At 52.0% G+C, this 16,454-nt stretch carries 18 protein-coding genes; all 18 read left to right on the top strand.

Translation table 11 applies throughout. The features are described from left to right. The first annotated feature begins 243 nt into the window (after window positions 1-243). A complete protein-coding gene (locus tag RB297_RS17785; protein ID WP_015734194.1) occupies window positions 244-603 on the top strand; it encodes a histidine triad nucleotide-binding protein in 360 nt (119 codons plus the stop codon). A 184-nt stretch (window positions 604-787) separates the two neighbouring features. Further along, entirely contained in the window at window positions 788-961 is a 174-nt protein-coding gene (gene rpsU, locus RB297_RS17780; RefSeq protein ID WP_005547957.1) for a 30S ribosomal protein S21, read from the top strand. A 16-nt stretch (window positions 962-977) separates the two neighbouring features. Continuing rightward, a complete protein-coding gene (locus RB297_RS17775) occupies window positions 978-1,418 on the top strand; it encodes a GatB/YqeY domain-containing protein (protein WP_006209020.1) in 441 nt (146 codons plus the stop codon). A gap of 265 nt (window positions 1,419-1,683) precedes the next feature. Then, on the top strand, window positions 1,684-3,045 hold the full coding sequence (locus RB297_RS17770) for an NfeD family protein (protein WP_375121035.1): 1,362 nt from the start codon (window positions 1,684-1,686) through the stop codon (window positions 3,043-3,045). A 93-nt stretch (window positions 3,046-3,138) separates the two neighbouring features. Then, window positions 3,139-4,146 (top strand): flotillin-like protein FloA, encoded by a 1,008-nt coding sequence (gene floA / locus RB297_RS17765; protein WP_036666067.1) that lies wholly within the window; start codon window positions 3,139-3,141, stop codon window positions 4,144-4,146. 21 nt (window positions 4,147-4,167) lie between these two features. Then, window positions 4,168-4,746: a single stranded DNA-binding domain-containing protein gene (locus tag RB297_RS17760; RefSeq protein WP_036666065.1), complete on the top strand. Its 579-nt coding sequence runs from the start codon at window positions 4,168-4,170 to the stop codon at window positions 4,744-4,746. Window positions 4,747-4,947: 201 nt separating this feature from the next. Next, on the top strand, window positions 4,948-5,241 hold the full coding sequence (gene yqfC, locus RB297_RS17755) for a sporulation protein YqfC (RefSeq protein WP_009590797.1): 294 nt from the start codon (window positions 4,948-4,950) through the stop codon (window positions 5,239-5,241). Continuing rightward, entirely contained in the window at window positions 5,238-6,431 is a 1,194-nt protein-coding gene (yqfD, locus tag RB297_RS17750) for a sporulation protein YqfD (RefSeq protein ID WP_375121034.1), read from the top strand. Before yqfC ends, yqfD begins: the two co-directional genes overlap by 4 nt. Window positions 6,432-6,437: 6 nt before the next feature. Continuing rightward, window positions 6,438-7,409, top strand: coding sequence for a PhoH family protein (locus tag RB297_RS17745; RefSeq protein ID WP_009590792.1), 972 nt, complete (start codon window positions 6,438-6,440; stop codon window positions 7,407-7,409). Between the two features lie 14 nt (window positions 7,410-7,423). Beyond that, a complete protein-coding gene (locus RB297_RS17740) occupies window positions 7,424-9,724 on the top strand; it encodes an HD family phosphohydrolase (RefSeq protein ID WP_375121033.1) in 2,301 nt (766 codons plus the stop codon). 2 nt (window positions 9,725-9,726) lie between these two features. After that, a complete protein-coding gene (ybeY, locus tag RB297_RS17735; protein WP_015734199.1) occupies window positions 9,727-10,224 on the top strand; it encodes an rRNA maturation RNase YbeY in 498 nt (165 codons plus the stop codon). Continuing rightward, entirely contained in the window at window positions 10,224-10,607 is a 384-nt protein-coding gene (locus tag RB297_RS17730) for a diacylglycerol kinase family protein (protein WP_213577419.1), read from the top strand. Before ybeY ends, RB297_RS17730 begins: the two co-directional genes overlap by 1 nt. A gap of 21 nt (window positions 10,608-10,628) precedes the next feature. Beyond that, window positions 10,629-11,036, top strand: coding sequence for a cytidine deaminase (gene cdd, locus RB297_RS17725; protein ID WP_009590810.1), 408 nt, complete (start codon window positions 10,629-10,631; stop codon window positions 11,034-11,036). Window positions 11,037-11,108: 72 nt separating this feature from the next. After that, on the top strand, window positions 11,109-12,011 hold the full coding sequence (era, locus tag RB297_RS17720) for a GTPase Era (protein ID WP_096773047.1): 903 nt from the start codon (window positions 11,109-11,111) through the stop codon (window positions 12,009-12,011). Between the two features lie 138 nt (window positions 12,012-12,149). Continuing rightward, on the top strand, window positions 12,150-12,290 hold the full coding sequence (locus RB297_RS17715) for a YqzL family protein (RefSeq protein ID WP_009590824.1): 141 nt from the start codon (window positions 12,150-12,152) through the stop codon (window positions 12,288-12,290). A 36-nt stretch (window positions 12,291-12,326) separates the two neighbouring features. Beyond that, window positions 12,327-13,082, top strand: a complete 756-nt coding sequence (gene recO, locus RB297_RS17710; RefSeq protein ID WP_015734203.1) for a DNA repair protein RecO — start codon at window positions 12,327-12,329, stop codon at window positions 13,080-13,082. A 370-nt stretch (window positions 13,083-13,452) separates the two neighbouring features. Next, window positions 13,453-14,340, top strand: a complete 888-nt coding sequence (gene glyQ, locus RB297_RS17705; RefSeq protein WP_015734204.1) for a glycine--tRNA ligase subunit alpha — start codon at window positions 13,453-13,455, stop codon at window positions 14,338-14,340. Continuing rightward, on the top strand, window positions 14,333-16,408 hold the full coding sequence (gene glyS, locus RB297_RS17700) for a glycine--tRNA ligase subunit beta (protein WP_096773048.1): 2,076 nt from the start codon (window positions 14,333-14,335) through the stop codon (window positions 16,406-16,408). Before glyQ ends, glyS begins: the two co-directional genes overlap by 8 nt. Window positions 16,409-16,454: the final 46 nt, after the last annotated feature.

Here is a 16,454-nt window from a genome sequence, read left to right as displayed (position 1 = left end):
CAGCAACAAGGCGCTGTTATAGTACAGATAAGCCGACATATAGAAGAAGCACCGGGCTGGCGCTTGATCATGAGAGATTCCTTTCTTTTCCCTTGCTCTCGTGATGAAGCGCCTCCTTACTGGACAGCTGCGTTCCAGGGGTGCTTCTCTTTTTTTTATATGGATCATCTTCCATTGATTGGACGCACTGCCCGTTTTCTTATATGATAAAAGCATGTAAACGTATGAAAGGGGTAACCGCGAATGGATTGTGTTTTTTGTAAAATCGTAGAAGGTGAGCTTCCTTCCACGAAGATACTCGAGAATGATAAGGTGCTCGTATTTCAAAACATCAACCCGGAAGCGCCGGTTCATGTCTTGATCATTCCGAAGAAGCATATCGCTTCCATGAACGATATTGGGGATGAGGACCTGCTGCTGATTGGCGAGATGCACAAAGCGGCTAAAGAGGCCGCGGCCAAGCTGGGCATTGCGGAGAGCGGTTATCGGTTAATCAACAACTGTGGTCGCGATGGGGAACAAACGGTGTTCCACGTGCACTATCACCTGATGGGCGGCCGCCGCTTAGGCGCATTAACCGGCATTTCCCCCGCTCATACATAATTTCTTGCATAGGAAGAAATATATCAGCCTCGCAGCGCATGGCCGCCGCGGGGGTGTTTCCATTGCACGGACTATCGTAAATTAAACGCCCAAGGTTGACACCCTATTTCGGTTTGCCCTATAATGAAGTTTGATGAACCGTGTTAATGCTCTTGGACGGTCTGGTCGGAGGGAGGGAAAACTGGTGTCTGAAACTAAAGTTCGCAAAAACGAGACAATTGATGCTGCACTTCGTCGCTTCAAGCGTTCCATTGCTAAAGATGGCGTATTGGCTGAAGTGAAGAAACGCAAGCATTATGAAAAGCCAAGCGTAAAGCGCAAGAAAAAGTCCGAGGCTGCTCGTAAGAGAAAGTTTTAGGAGGATCTGAACTAGCATGAATCTTAGCGAACGATTGAACGAAGATATGAAGCAAGCGATGAAGAGTAAGGACAAGTTCAAACTCTCAACGATTCGAATGGTTCGTTCGACGATAAAAAATCTTGAAATAGATTTGAAACGAAGTTTGGATGACAACGAAGTGCTTGATATTTTTAGTCGTGAAATCAAACAGCGCAAAGATGCCCTCCAAGAATTTGAAAAAGCGGGACGCGACGATCTTGCCGCCGATGCAAAAGCAGAAATTGAGCTCCTTAGCGCCTACCTCCCGGAACAGCTTACTGAAGAAGAAATTAAAGTCATTGTACAGCAGACCATCCAGGAAACCGGTGCTTCTTCAAAAGCCGAGATGGGTAAAGTAATGAGCGCTCTCATGCCGAAAGTTAAAGGGCGTGCAGACGGAAAGCTTGTCAATCAAGTTGTTCAACAATTTCTGTAACAACATAAGTGAAACACCCCTTGTTTTCTCAAGGGGTGTTTTTTCTTTGTCGTGAAGGAGCAGGGCTTGGAGAAGCCGAGCGCCTTGATCGATGGTTTTTTCCATGGATGGGCATACTTTTTGAAACGAAACCGTTTCTGATTCGTAATAACTACCATATGGGTGCAAGTAGATACATATGCTTATGCAAGAGGCAGGCCGCTGAACCTGTTTTGTCGAAATGAAGGTAGAGGTGGCCGAATTAAGTCGAAAAGGAGGGGAAAAGATGAGTAGAAAGTTGTGGATGCGCAGATTCCTGACATTAACGGCAGCGGTCGTGATGATGCTGATATCGATCGGAATGTATGCAGCACCGATGAAATCCGCGATGGCGGCTAACATCGGGTCGGTGTACGTCATTCCGGTGAAGCAGCCGATCGAACGCGGCTTAACCAGCTTTATGGAACGCGGATTTAAGGAAGCCAAAGAGATGGCGGCAGGACTGATCGTCCTGGAAATCGATACGCCGGGCGGTCTTGTCGACCAAGCGGGTGAAATTGCTACCTTGATGAAGGGCAGCGAGATTCCGATCGTGGCTTACATTACGGGCGATGCGGCATCGGCCGGCAGTTACATCGCACTCAATGCAGACAAGATTGCCATGTCCGAGGGCAGCATGATCGGCGCGGCTTATATGGTGGATGCCAGAGGCAATCGGATCGAAGATGCCAAGCTGGTTTCCTGGTGGAAGAGCAAGATGGCAGGAGCTGCGGAAGCGGGTGGTAGAAACAAAGAAATCGCGATGGGCATGGCAGATATCAATCTGAAGGTCGATATGCCTGAAATCGGATTGACGAAACAACCTGGCGAGGGTCTATCCTTGATGCATGATGAAGCGCTGAAGACAGGTTACGCAGACACGATTGCGAACAGCACCGAAGAGGTCATCACATGGATGGACTACTCCACGCAGGACGTATTCCGGATGGAGCCGACGTTCTCGGAGAAGCTGGCTACATTTCTTACGCATCCCGGGGTCATGACGCTGCTGTTGTTCATCGGTATCGCCGGCGTGATTATCGAAGTCATTGTTCCAGGCTTCGGCGTGCCGGGGATTCTTGGCGTGGTTGCATTCGTGCTCTATTTCTTCGGCAACCAGGTGGCCGGATTTGCCGGTTGGGAGACCTGGCTGCTGTTTGTGATCGGTATCGTGATGCTGGCGATGGAGCTGTTTGTGCCAAGCTTCGGGATACTGGGCATCATAGGCTCTGCCAGCTTGATTGCCGGCGTCGTCATGGCGGCCTATAGCACCTCTCATGTTGCTCTGTCCCTTGGGGTTGCAGCGGCATCGGCCCTGGTGGCCATCATTGTGGTTGCCCTCGTATTCAAGGAACGGGGAGTATGGCGAAAGTTCATACTCAGCGACAGCTTATCGAAGGAACAAGGGTATATTCCGAATGAAGACCGGGATGTACTGATCGGCCTGGTCGGAACTTCGATTACGCCGCTTCGGCCGGCTGGGACGATGGAACTTGAGGGACGGCGCCTTGATGTGGTTACCCTCGGCGGATTCATCGATTCCGGCCGACCGGTCCGCGTCATCAAGACGGACGGTACCCGAATTGTGGTAGAGGAAGAAAAAGGGTGAACCTCTGCGCGGAATTGTGTAGTATTAAAAGAGCCCGTGTTTAAACGTTCTGCGTGATGAAGGCAAATAATCAATATTGGAGGGTAAACGAATATGGAATTGGATGGTTCTTTGGTACCGATTCTTCTAATCGGGGTTGTCGCGATTATCCTGCTTAGCGTGTTTTTCAGTTTCTTCCCGTTAATGCTCTGGATCTCGGCGCTCGCTTCCGGCGTGCGCATCGGGATTATTACATTGGTGGCCATGCGCCTGCGGCGCGTAACGCCAAGCCGGATCGTGAATCCGCTCATCAAGGCTACAAAGGCAGGACTTGGTCTTAATATCAACCAGCTGGAGAGTCACTATCTCGCCGGAGGTAACGTAGACCGGGTGGTCAACGCCTTAATTGCAGCCCAGCGCGCGAACATACCGCTTGAGTTTGAAAGAGCTGCGGCGATTGATCTTGCTGGGCGCGATGTTCTGCAGGCGGTTCAAATGAGCGTTAACCCGCGCGTGATCGAGACGCCGGTCGTGGCAGCCGTGGCGAGAGACGGTATTGAAGTGAAGGTTAAAGCCCGCGTGACCGTGCGCGCCAACATCGACCGTTTGGTCGGGGGCGCAGGGGAAGAAACGATCATCGCCCGTGTCGGCGAAGGTATCGTAACCACGGTCGGTTCAAGTAATTCCCATAAAGACGTGCTGGAGAATCCGGATTCGATCTCAAGAACCGTGCTTTCCAAAGGTTTGGATGCAGGGACTGCGTTTGAAATCCTGTCCATCGATATCGCGGACGTCGACGTAGGCAAAAACATCGGTGCTTACCTGCAGACCGAACAGGCGGAAGCCGACAAGCGCATTGCCCAAGCGAAGGCGGAAGAGCGCCGTGCCATGGCGGTAGCGCAAGAGCAGGAGATGAAGGCCCGCGTCGTGGAAATGAGAGCGCGCGTGGTGGAATCGGAATCCCAAGTTCCGCTGGCGATGGCCGAAGCGCTTCGCAGCGGCCAGCTGGGCGTGATGGATTATATGAACCTGAAGAATATCGAAGCCGATACGCAAATGAGAGGTTCCTTCGGTAAGATGGGTGAGAATAATGACAACTCCGGAGACAACAAAACCAAGTAACCACGATGAGGTGAGCCTATAGTGAGCTGGTTAATCGAAAATTTTTACATTGTAGCTGTTATAGGCTTCTTCATCATCTCCGCCCTCGGAAAGCGCGGCAAGAACGCTGAGGACGGGAAAAACCCCCGTATGCCATCCTTCGGCGGCGAAGGGGACCGTCCTGCAAGACCGGGACAGCAGCGGCCACAGCGGCCTGAAGCAAGACGGGTACAGACCGCTCCGCAAGTCTCCCGTCCGGCACCTGTTCAGGAAAGCCCCCGGATCGACAGGATCGATGAGGAAGAAGCGGATACCGGAAACGGATATTCTCTTGAGCATCAAGAGATTGACCGAATGAAACGAAGGCTTGAAATGAGTTCGAGCCACGACAGTATGGATCATCGAATCGAGATGATGCAGAGGGATCTGGACCGGATCCACTCCCATCTGAATCGGATGACACTCGATATACCGGAAACCGTTGTCGAAATTCACGACGAGGATCAGGAACAGGGCAAGAATGGCCGTTCGGTTCTTGCTGAACAGGCTCGAAACGGCATTGTGTGGGCTGAGATATTGGGTCCCCCGCGCGCCAAACGCTCCATGAATCCTCGCCGGTAAACGGCGGCGCGTCTGAGGTGTTCAGTGCCATAGGTTAGGGTAAGTTTTAAGAAATTAGCTGCGATTCATAGATTCTTAGATTCATAGAAGCGGGAGACCGCCTCGTCAGATTTTTGACGGGGCGGTCTTTTTACTTTTCATCTCATAAAACGGCTACCTGGGGCATAAGGTGTACAGTACAGGAAGGGGGAAAGTCTCCATATGTCCCGCATCAGCCGCAAGCTGCAGAAATGGACCCAAGAAATGCTTGATTTGCCACAGGACCTGTTATTTGATTTACCGCGGTTGACCCTGATTGGCAATAAAGAGCTGCATATCGAAAACCATCGCGGAGTCCGGCATTTTTCCGAGGAACGACTTGTGTTGTCATTAACGCAGGGTTCTTTGGAGATTTCCGGGACCGGGCTTGCGATTCAGGCCATTCAAAGCCATGAAGTGACCATCATAGGCACCATTCATAATATTCAATACATAGGATTGGGGGAGAAACCGTGAAGATTCCGACGATGATCCATCTTCGAGGATATTTGAAGCTCGCCGTTCGCGGTGAGCATGTGGAAGCATTCATCAATTCATTGGCGGAGGCCGGGACCCCGGTTTGGGATGTAACACCGACAGGGGCGCATTCAGCAGAGTTTAAGCTGCTGCTGAAAGATTTCAAAGGGCTCCGTCCGCTGTTAAAACGGACAGGCTGCCGTACGCGCATCAAGGAGCGTTTTGGTTATCCTTTTCAAGCACGACGTTTGTTGAAACGCAAAGCGTTTGTTATCGGCGTCGTTGCGTTTTTTATGATCCTGCTGACGCTTTCGTCCATGGTATGGAACGTGGAGGTCGAGGGGAATGAAACGATTGCGTCGGAAGATGTGCTGGATGCGGCCAAACAGGAGGGCATTTATCCGTTTCAATGGATATTTAAGCTGCAATCGATGGACAAGCTGTCCGGGAATTTGACCGTCCGTCTTCCGGGAACCTCTTGGGTAGGGGTGGAACGCAACGGGACGCGCATACGCATTCAGATCGTCGAGGCAGCCGTGCCGGAGAAACCGCCTCTCCAGAGCCCAAGGCATCTGATCAGTACCCAGGACGCGGTAATTACTCACATGTACGCAGAGAAGGGGGTTCCTAAAGTAGGGATCAACAGCCGGGTGAAGAAGGGCGACATTCTGATCTCCGGGGTTCTTGGGGATGAGGAGAACTCGGAAAGAGTCGTAGCCAAGGGGGAAGTGAGAGGCCTGGTATGGCATGAATACGATATCGAAATTCCGTTGGTAAAAACGCATAAGGTCTATACGGGCGAAGGAAAGAAGCGCTCCTATATCGTGTTCGGGGATCGTGCCGTTCAGTTGTGGGGCTACGGGGAAATCTCGTATTCGCAGCAGGAGACCCTGACCTTCTATGATCCGCTGACTTGGAGGACGCGCGTGCTGCCGCTCGGCTGGATGACGGAAAAAATCATGGAGGTCACCGAGGTCCAGCGGACCATTACCGAGGATGAAGCCAAAAAAGAGGGAATCGAGGGGGCACGCCGCGATATTTTGGCGAAATATGGGACCGATTCAAGATTCGTAAGCCAAAAAATTTTGCATGATAAGAAAGAGAATGGTAAAGTTTATATGAAAGTGCTTTTTGAGGTGGAAGAGACCATCGCGAAAGAACTTCCCATAGTATACGATCAAGGAGAATGAGGCTATTTGTCACAGCAAACGACCAGCATTCAAATTTTACTTCAAAGCGCGTCAGAAGGTCTGTCCTTATTCGGACCACAAGATACATTTCTAAAATTAATCGAAAAAGAGATTCCTGCAACGATCGATTCACGGGAAGCCGTCATCACGATTCGGGGACAACATCGAAATGTGGAGAGTCTTCAGCAGCTGTTTGAAGTGCTGCTCCAGCTTGTGCGCAACGGCTACATTTTGACCGAGCGTGATATTCTTTATGCTGTAGAACTTGCCAAGGATCTGAGAGCCGATCAGCTGCTGGATCTGTACAAGGGCGAGATTACGACAACTTTCAAAGGTAAGCCTATTCGAGTAAAAACCATCGGTCAGAAGCACTATGTGACCACCATCAAGAAGCGGGACATCGTATTCGGCATCGGTCCTGCCGGAACAGGGAAGACCTATTTGGCCGTCGTTCTGGCCGTAGCCGCGCTCAAGGAAGGATCCGTCAAAAGAATCATTCTGACAAGACCCGCGGTGGAGGCCGGAGAGAGCCTGGGCTTCTTGCCCGGAGACCTGCAAGAGAAGGTTGACCCTTATCTGAGACCTTTGTACGATGCCTTATACGACGTCATGGGCCCGGATCAAACGGCCAAGGCGCTGGAGCGCGGGTTGATCGAAATCGCGCCGCTCGCGTACATGCGCGGACGGACGCTGGACGACTCGTTTATTATTTTGGATGAAGCACAGAACACCACGCCGGAACAGATGAAGATGTTTCTGACACGGCTCGGATTCGGTTCGAAGATGGTCATTACAGGGGACGTGACCCAGATTGACCTGCCGCGGGGGAAAAAATCAGGACTTATCGAAGCTAAAACGATATTAAGCGGAATTGAGGAAGTCGGATTCGTCTATTTCGCCGAACAGGATGTTGTACGTCATTCCTTAGTACAAAAAATCATCGTCGCTTATGATAAAGCAGCAGAAAACCAAGATTAAAGGGGATTGTCGCAATGGCCTCCAAAGAACCATCGACGGACAAGTCCATATGGAGTAAAAACAGCGGATGGAAATATAGCGTGGCAACACGCTATATTCTGTTTCTGCTGCTTGCTTTGCTCTTTTATATCAGTCTAGCATCCAAGCTTTTGCCGGAACGCTATGACATCCAGGTCAATACGAAAAGCGAAAAGAATATCGTGGCGCCCGTTCAAATCGAGGACAGCAAGGCGACGCTGAAGGCACAGGAGGCGGCGGCGGAGAACGTCCAGCCGATTTACCCTCTCGTCCCGCTGCGGAACGACGTTCTGGTTACGCAGATCCTTGACCGTATTGAACGTTTGAACCAGGACGTGGATATCAGCTCCGCCGAAAAGGTGGAGATTTATCGCAAAGAAATTCCGCGGATGGCCAGAGAATTCGTGCAAAATTTCGTGTCGGCCAACAGCACGAATGAAGCCTACTCCAAAGAGCTGCTTCAGGAAATGCAGCGGGTCATCGAAGAACAAACCTATCGGATTCCCGAGGAAACGTTCATTAAGATACCGCGGTTGAATTCGGAAGATATTATCCAGATGAAGCCCGTAGCCCGCGAGATCGTCTCCAGGCTGATGCTGAACGAGATCGTGGATGCCGACACGGCCCGCACCCGCGTGGCGGAACGAGTGAACACCAGCTCGTTGAATGATCGGACCGCCAGGGAAGTCGTTCAGGAACTGGCGAGTTTAACGATTACGGCCAACAAGTTCTATGACGAGGTCGCCACGAAGAATGCGAAGGTTGAAGCTCGCGAGAATACCCCGCCCGTCTTTATCAAACAAGGGGACATCCTTGTGGCAAAGGGTCAGCTCATCACGCCGGAGCTGTACGAGCTGCTCGGCAAGAACGGGCTGCTGAAGGACGACATCAACTATTGGCCGGAGCTTGGCGTTTTGCTCCTGTCCGTTTTGCTGTCCCTCGGCATACTGATGTTCATCCGGCAGTCGGAGCCGGGCAAATTCAAATACAACAACTCGCAGCTGCTGATGTTGGTCCTGGTGTACGTCATTACGCTGATCACCATGCATTTGACCGCATTTCTGCAGAGCGATTCCCAGATGTACGTGGGGTATTTGGCGCCTGTCGCGATCGGCGCGATTCTGGTTACCCTGCTGCTGGAGACCTCGCTTGCCTATTTCAGCGTCATTATCTTCAGCATCATGGCAAGCGTCATATTGAACGTTCAAGGGGAACTGTTCGACTTCAAGTTCGGGTTATTCGCAGCCGTGACTTCCTGCGTGGCGATCTTCTCGATCCACCGCGCGAGCCAGCGGTCGACGATGCTGAAGGGCGGCATCATGGCTTCTCTCTTCGGCGCCTTGATCGTGTTCATTATGCTGCTGCTCAATAACGACACGTGGACTACGACGGAAACGCTGTATTCGATCGGCTTTGCCATCGCGGGCGGACTGTTAACGGCGATCCTGGTTATCGGGCTCATGCCGTTCTTTGAAGTCACCTTCGGCATCCTCTCGGCGTTGAAGCTGGTTGAATTGTCGAATCCGAACCATCCGCTGCTTCGCAAACTGCTGACAGAGACGCCGGGCACATACCATCACAGCGTCATGGTCGGTAACTTATCCGAGGCAGCTGCGGAAGCGATTGGCGCCAACGGACTGCTGTGCCGCGTCGGTTCTTATTATCACGATATCGGAAAAACCAAGCGCCCGATCTATTTCATCGAGAATCAGAACAATATGGAGAATCCGCATGATTCCATAGAACCGAAGCTGAGCAAATCCATTATCGTAGCGCATGCAAGGGATGGCGTGGAGATGCTCAAGGAGTACAAGCTGCCCAAGCCGATAAGGGATATTGCGGAGCAGCATCATGGCACCACGTTTTTACACTATTTCTATCATAAGGCGGTTCGCCAGGCGGAAGAGCAGGGCGTCGAGCCGGATTTCACGGAGGATGATTTCCGCTATCCGGGGCCGAAGGCCCAATCCAAGGAGTCTGCGATTGTCGGCATCGCCGACAGCGTGGAAGCGGCCGTCCGATCATTGCGTAAACCAACGGTCGAACAGGTCGAATCGATGATCGAGAAGATTATCAAGGGGCGTCTGGATGACCATCAGTTTAATGATTGCGATTTAACGATGAAGGAACTGGACATCATCGCCAAGACGTTAAAGGAGACGGTGATGGGGATTTTCCATTCCCGGATCGAATATCCGGAGGATGTGAAGCGTCCCAAACTGTCCGCGCCGAACGGCGAAGCCTCGACCGCAGCGGAGACGTCCGCAACGAGTGAGGAACAGAGAAGGAGCGTATAAGAATGAGCCTGCAGCTGGCATGGAATAATGAACAAGAGGATTTTCAGATTGGCGAGGAATTGATCGCCCTGCTTGAAGCGATTCTGCAGAAGGCCGGAGAGGCTGAAGGCGTAACCGATGGCGAGGTTGATCTGACCTTTGTCGATGATGAAGGGATCCATGAATTGAACCGGGAGTACCGGGGAATCGATCGCCCGACCGACGTGCTCTCCTTTGCAATGAATGAAATAACGAACGATGAGCTCGAGATCATTTATGAGCTGGAAGAGGGAGAAGAGCTGGAGAGCGTGCCGGATGTACTGGGCGATATCATTATTTCGGTCCCCCGGGCGAAGCTGCAAAGCGAAGAATACGGTCACTCCCTGGAGCGTGAGCTGGGTTTTCTGTTTGTTCACGGATTTCTTCACTTGCTCGGATATGACCATCAGGATGAGGCAAGCGAAGCCGAAATGATGGGCAAACAGGAAGCGGTACTTGCCGAAGTAGGATTGACAAGATAGTGAAGCCGCACAGACAATCGTTATACCGGGCTTTTAGGTGCGCTATACGAGGCATCTTGACGGCTGTACAAACGGAACGCAATATGAAAATCCACATTGCTGCTGCCTTGATCGTGTTCATCGCAGCAGCTTTGCTGCAATTGGATCGAATCCGCTGGTTATTTTTGCTATTGGCGGTTTCCGTTGTATTCATCGCGGAGCTGGTCAATACTGCGGTGGAGGCCATCATCGATTTGATCTCGCCAGATGAACATGAGTTAGCCCGGGTGGCTAAGGATACGGCAGCAGGTGCAGCGTTCGTTGCAGCGGCGTTTGCCGTCGTGATCGGCATTCTGGTCTTCTATGAACCGGTATGGGAATGGATACATTCTTTAACAAACTGAACGATATAGGAGGAACTAGATATGGATGCAGGTTTGTTGATGCAAGAAGCGATTAAAGCGCGAACGCGGGCGTACATACCTTATTCGAAATTCGGCGTGGGAGCGGCCCTGCTGGATTCTCGCGGACAGGTGCATTTGGGCTGCAACGTGGAGAATGCCGCCTACGGACCGACCAACTGCGCGGAGCGCACGGCATTGTTCCGGGCGATTGCCGACGGTCATGAAGCGGGGAGCTTCCAAGCGATCGCCATCGTTGCGGATACGGACGGCCCGTGCACGCCGTGCGGCGTATGCCGGCAAGTGCTGGTGGAGCTGTGCAAGCCGGATATGAAGGTCATTATGGGTAACATGAAGGGCGACATCAAGGAGACGACCGTCAGCGAACTGCTGCCGGGGGCGTTCGGTCCATGGGATTTAAACAAGCAATAAGACTCCAAATCATATAGTATGGAATCATGTAGTACACAACACGTAGATACGGAACCGTAACGGAGGCATGGTATGCAAAAAAAACAATTTAAATCCGGTTTTGTGGCAATTATCGGCAGACCGAACGTAGGCAAATCGACGCTAATGAACCAAGTGATCGGCCAGAAAATCGCCATCATGTCGGACAAGCCGCAAACGACAAGAAACAAAATCCATGGCGTTTATACGACCAACGAATCTCAAGTGGTTTTTTTGGATACGCCGGGCATCCATAAGCGTCAGTCCAAGCTCGGAGATTATATGAACCAGACCGCTTTGAGCACGCTGGGTGAGGTTGAAGCGGCATTGTTCCTGGTTGACGCGTCCGAGGGCATCGGCGGGGGAGACCGGTATATCGCCGAGCAGCTGCAGAAGATCAAGACGCCGATCATCCTGGTGATGAACAAAATCGACAAGATTGAGCCGCCCGCTCTGCTGCCTCTGATCGAGCAATATCGGAAGCTGCATGATTTTGCAGAGATCGTCCCGATTTCCGCGAAGCTCGGCAGCAATGTGAACACGCTTCTTGAGCAAATCCAGAAGTATTTGCCGCCTGGCCCGCAGTACTATCCTGAGGACCAAGTGACGGACCATCCGGAGCAATTCGTATGCGCCGAGCTGATTCGCGAGAAAATTTTGCACATGACCAGGGAGGAAGTGCCTCATTCCATCGCAGTCACCATCGAGGACATGCGGGTCGAAGAGAACGGAACCGTCTATATTTCCGCCGTTATTTTCGTAGAGCGCGATTCCCAGAAGGGCATCATTATCGGCAAGCAGGGGGCGCTGCTTAAAGAAGTGGGCAGACAGGCCCGCCAGGATATTCAAAGGCTGCTGGGGTCCAAGATTTTCTTGGAGCTCTGGGTTAAAGTAAAAAAAGATTGGCGCAATCAAGAACGCGTTCTTCGCGATCTCGGATTTCACCGCGGGGAATAATGAAGCCGGCTCAAATTCGAGGGAAATCATACGCGGCTGCCGCCTGCCAACAATTGCATTTCATAAATCTGCTCTAGAGGCACATCCTAATTTTCGTAGATGATGCAGACGTCATTTCCGAAGAGAGGATGAATACGAATGCGAGATTTTTCGTGGAAGTATTTTGCGATGACTGGAGATGTCGATGCGTATTTGCTGTATAAGGAAGCCGAGGGTGAATCGGTCCTTGCAGCTGCATCCGTTGAAGACGAGGCGGCCCCGAATGAAGAAGACGAGTAATCATTGGTTGTTCCAGGAATGGTTGGGGGAAAGCGCATGCTATATCGGGCGGAAGGGATTGTCATCCGCAGCATGGACTACGGTGAAGGGAACAAAATCATTACACTTTGCACCAAAGAATCGGGCAAGGTAGGCGTGCTGGTCAGAGGAGCAAAGAAGGTGAAAAGCCGTCATGCTGCTCTGACGCAGCTGTTTACTTATGGAGAATATGTGTTCTTCCGCAATGGTACCGGGCTTGGCAACTTGAACGCCGGCGAGATTATGGAATCTCACCACGGGCTCAGGGAGGACCTTGTAAAAGCCGCCTATGCTTCTTATGCCTGCGAGCTCTTGGATCGGGTGCTGCAGGATGAGGAGACGGGCGCTTTTTGGTTTCATCAGCTCAAGGCCTGCCTGGAAGCCCTTCAGGAGGATAAGGATCCCCAAATTATCATCAATCTGTATGAGATGAAAATTTTGCAGGCGGCAGGGTACGGGCCGGAGCTGGATGTTTGCATTTCATGCAATCAATCCAGAAAAGACGAAGATATGCTGGTGAGCCCCCGCCTTGGCGGCGTGCTGTGCCGTTACTGCAAACATCTGGATCCGCCGGCGATGGCCATCTCGACCAGAACGCTGAAGCTGCTGCGCCTGTTTGGACGCCTGGACCTGAGGCGGCTGGGCAATGTAGACGTAAAGGACGAAACGAAGGCCGAGCTCAAAAAAGTTATGCGAGCGTTGATGGATATGCAGCTGGGGCTGCGTTTGAAATCGCAAAACTTTTTGGATCAAATGGACAAGTACAACATTTGACGTAAGGTATGGAATGAGGTATTATATTTATCAGTTTATTAGTTTTTTGAATACTGGCATGCATTGAACGGGAAAGTAGTGAATAATCGATCCAATGATAGCGAGCCGGGGGTGGTGGAAGCCTGGCGGGAGATATTCATGAACAGGGCACCCGGGAGCATGGTGAAACGATAAAGTGGGTTTTGCTTATCGCTGGAGATCGTCAGATCACTCGGCGGCATAAGCAAGGCCAAGTAGGGTGGAACCGCGGGAAGCTACAGCTCTCGTCCCTATGTCTGTACAACAGGCGTAGGACGAGAGCTTTTTGTTGTACAGAGAAATGTAAGCATGATGGATTGGATTCGAAAAAGAAAACAAAGGAGCTAAAATCATGAATTTCCAGCAGATGATTTTGACGCTGCAGCAATTTTGGGCGGAACAGAATTGCATCATCGTGCAGCCGTACGACACGGAAAAAGGCGCCGGTACCATGAACCCGATGACGTATTTGCGTTCGATCGGACCTGAGCCGTGGAACGTGGCTTATGTTGAGCCTTCCCGTCGCCCGGCCGACGGCCGCTATGGGGAGAACCCGAACCGTTTGTATCAGCATCACCAATTCCAGGTCATTCTCAAACCTTCGCCTGACAATATCCAGGAGCTGTATTTGGAGAGCCTGAAGCGTCTTGGCATCAATCCGCTTGATCATGACATCCGTTTTGTCGAGGACAACTGGGAAGCGCCAACGCTCGGTGCATGGGGCTTGGGCTGGGAAGTATGGCTCGATGGTATGGAGATCACGCAGTTTACGTATTTCCAGCAGGTTGGCGGCATTGACGCCAATCCGGTGGCTGTGGAGATTACCTACGGCATGGAGCGCCTTGCATCCTACATCCAGGATAAAGAGAACGTGTTCGATCTGGAGTGGGTAGACGGCATTACCTACGGAGACGTGTTCCATCAGCCGGAATTCGAGCATTCGAAGTATACCTTTGAGGTGTCCGACGTGAAGATGCTGTTTACGCTGTTTAACATGTACGAGGAAGAAGCGAATAAAGCGATGAACCAGCATCTGGTGTTCCCCGCTTATGATTATGTGCTGAAATGCTCGCATACGTTCAACCTTCTGGATGCCAGAGGCGCGATCAGCGTAACGGAGAGAACGGGATACATCATGCGCGTGCGCAACCTGGCTCGTCAGGTAGCTGCCACGTATTTGGAGGAGCGCGAGAAGCTGGGCTTCCCGCTGATTAAGAAAGGGGGCGCAGAGCATGTCTAAGGATTTATTGTTTGAAATCGGCCTGGAAGAAGTGCCGGCGAGATTTCTGCGCGCCGCGATGGAGCAGCTTCAGGACAAGTTGGTCAAATGGCTGGATGCTTCCAGAATCGCGCATGGCGAAGTCACGGCATTTGCCACCCCGCGCCGCTTGGCGGTATGGGTTCAGAACGTTGCGGATAAGCAAGAGGACGTCAGCGAGGAAGTGAAAGGGCCTTCCCGCAAGATCGCTCTCGATGACAGCGGGCAGTGGAGTAAGGCGGCTCTTGGTTTTGCCAAAAGCCAGGGCGTTGATCCCGAGAGCTTTACGTTTAAGGAGCTCGGCGGAGTCGAGTATATTTACGTGACGAAGAATAGCGTCGGCGTGGATACGAAGTCCATCCTGTCCGAAGGACTGCTTGGAATACTGACTTCGATGACATTTCCGAAAAACATGCGCTGGGGAGCGCACGAATTCAAATTTGTCCGTCCGATTAAGTGGATGGTCGCGATGCTGGGCAGCGAGACGGTAGATCTGGAAATTACGGGCGTGAAGGCCGGTAACGTAACTCGCGGGCATCGTTTCCTTGGCGGAGAAGCCGTAATTCCGGAAGCATCTGCTTACCGGGACGTGCTTCGCGAACAGCATGTTATCGTCGATGTGAATGAGCGCCAGGAGATGATCGTTTCGCAGATCCAGGCGCTGGCCCAGGAGAAGGACTGGAATATCGCGATCAAGGATGACCTGCTTGAGGAGGTATTGTTCCTGGTTGAGACTCCAACCGTGCTGTACGGATCGTTCGACTCCTCATTCCTTCATATTCCGCAGGAAGTATTGATTACGTCCATGCGTGAGCATCAGCGGTATTTCCCGGTGCTGGATAAGCAGGGACAATTGCTTCCGTATTTCGTAACGGTTCGCAGCGGGGACAGCCGCTCCCTCGACGTGATTGCGAGAGGAAACGAGAAGGTGCTGCGGGCTCGTTTATCGGACGCGAAATTCTTCTATGAGGAAGACCAGAAGCTTCAGATCAAGGATGCCCTGTCGAAGCTGGAGAGCATCGTTTTCCATGAAGAGCTGGGGACGATCGGCGATAAAGTCCGCAGAATACGCCGGATATCGGACCAACTGTCCGCGAAGCTTAACGTTTCTGCTGACGCAGCCGATTCCGTGAGCCGTGCGGCCGATATTTGCAAATTCGATCTGGTGACGCAGATGGTCTATGAGTTCCCTGAATTGCAGGGGGTCATGGGAGAGGATTACGCAAGAAAAGCCGGTGAGAAGGAGCATGTGGCCAAAGCGGTGTTTGAGCATTACCAGCCTCGCTTTGCCGGCGATTCGGTGCCTTCCACGATGGTGGGTTCCATCGTGAGCATCGCCGATAAAATCGACACCATCGTGGGATGCTTCTCCATCGGCATTATTCCGACTGGCTCCCAGGATCCTTACGCACTCCGGCGTCAGGCTGCGGGCATCGTTCAGATCATCTTGGAGCACAAACTTCCGGTGACTTTATCCGACGTGTTCGGCGTAGCGCTCGAGGTTCACGAGAACATTCGCGTATTGAAGCGATCGACGGACGAAATCCGCAAAGACCTTAAGGAGTTCTTCGGGCTTCGCGTGAAGAAGCTGTTGTCCGAAGACCAGCGTTATGATGTGGTGGATGCGGTCATTACGGCCGGATTCGATCATGTGGTGTCCGTCGTATCCCGCGGCCATGCGCTGATGAATGCCGTGGAGAGCGTCCAGGATTTCAAAACGACGGTAGAGTCCTTCAACCGGGTCAGCAATTTGGCTGCCAAGGCGGGCAAGGCCGCCGTCAACGCCGAACTGTTCACGGAATCGGAAGAAAACAAGCTTTATGAAGCTTGGAACGCGATTCGCGCAGATTACCATGCCGCGCTGCAGGCAGCGGACGGCGAACGTTCATTGTCCTTGCTGAGTGGACTGAGGGAGCCGATTACCGGGTTCTTTGATTCGGTCATGGTGATGGCTGAAGACGAAGCGGTTCGGGCCAATCGCCTTGCGCTGCTCTCCGGCATCGACGGTGACTTGAAGCGGTATGCCGATTTCACGAAATTGGTGTGGTAGTAGTGACAGCATGATTTTGCAAATGGTATAATGTATTGTTCAGTGA

This window comes from Paenibacillus sp. CR_12 (assembly GCF_041953985.1).
GTDB classification, from domain to species: domain Bacteria; phylum Bacillota; class Bacilli; order Paenibacillales; family Paenibacillaceae; genus Paenibacillus_AQ; species Paenibacillus_AQ lautus_A.
The sequence above is the reverse complement of the archived record's forward strand: the minus strand, read 5'-3'. Positions and strand labels throughout refer to the sequence as shown.

Coding starts and splice junctions, on each gene's coding strand:
- RB297_RS17775 (WP_006209020.1), top strand. CDS start 978: ATGAATCTTAGCGAACGATTGAACGAAGATATGAAGCAAGCGATGAAG.
- ybeY (WP_015734199.1), top strand. CDS start 9,727: ATGAGCCTGCAGCTGGCATGGAATAATGAACAAGAGGATTTTCAGATT.
- yqfC (WP_009590797.1), top strand. CDS start 4,948: ATGTCCCGCATCAGCCGCAAGCTGCAGAAATGGACCCAAGAAATGCTT.
- RB297_RS17740 (WP_375121033.1), top strand. CDS start 7,424: ATGGCCTCCAAAGAACCATCGACGGACAAGTCCATATGGAGTAAAAAC.
- glyS (WP_096773048.1), top strand. CDS start 14,333: ATGTCTAAGGATTTATTGTTTGAAATCGGCCTGGAAGAAGTGCCGGCG.
- glyQ (WP_015734204.1), top strand. CDS start 13,453: ATGAATTTCCAGCAGATGATTTTGACGCTGCAGCAATTTTGGGCGGAA.
- RB297_RS17770 (WP_375121035.1), top strand. CDS start 1,684: ATGAGTAGAAAGTTGTGGATGCGCAGATTCCTGACATTAACGGCAGCG.
- floA (WP_036666067.1), top strand. CDS start 3,139: ATGGAATTGGATGGTTCTTTGGTACCGATTCTTCTAATCGGGGTTGTC.
- RB297_RS17715 (WP_009590824.1), top strand. CDS start 12,150: ATGCGAGATTTTTCGTGGAAGTATTTTGCGATGACTGGAGATGTCGAT.
- era (WP_096773047.1), top strand. CDS start 11,109: ATGCAAAAAAAACAATTTAAATCCGGTTTTGTGGCAATTATCGGCAGA.
- recO (WP_015734203.1), top strand. CDS start 12,327: ATGCTATATCGGGCGGAAGGGATTGTCATCCGCAGCATGGACTACGGT.
- cdd (WP_009590810.1), top strand. CDS start 10,629: ATGGATGCAGGTTTGTTGATGCAAGAAGCGATTAAAGCGCGAACGCGG.
- RB297_RS17785 (WP_015734194.1), top strand. CDS start 244: ATGGATTGTGTTTTTTGTAAAATCGTAGAAGGTGAGCTTCCTTCCACG.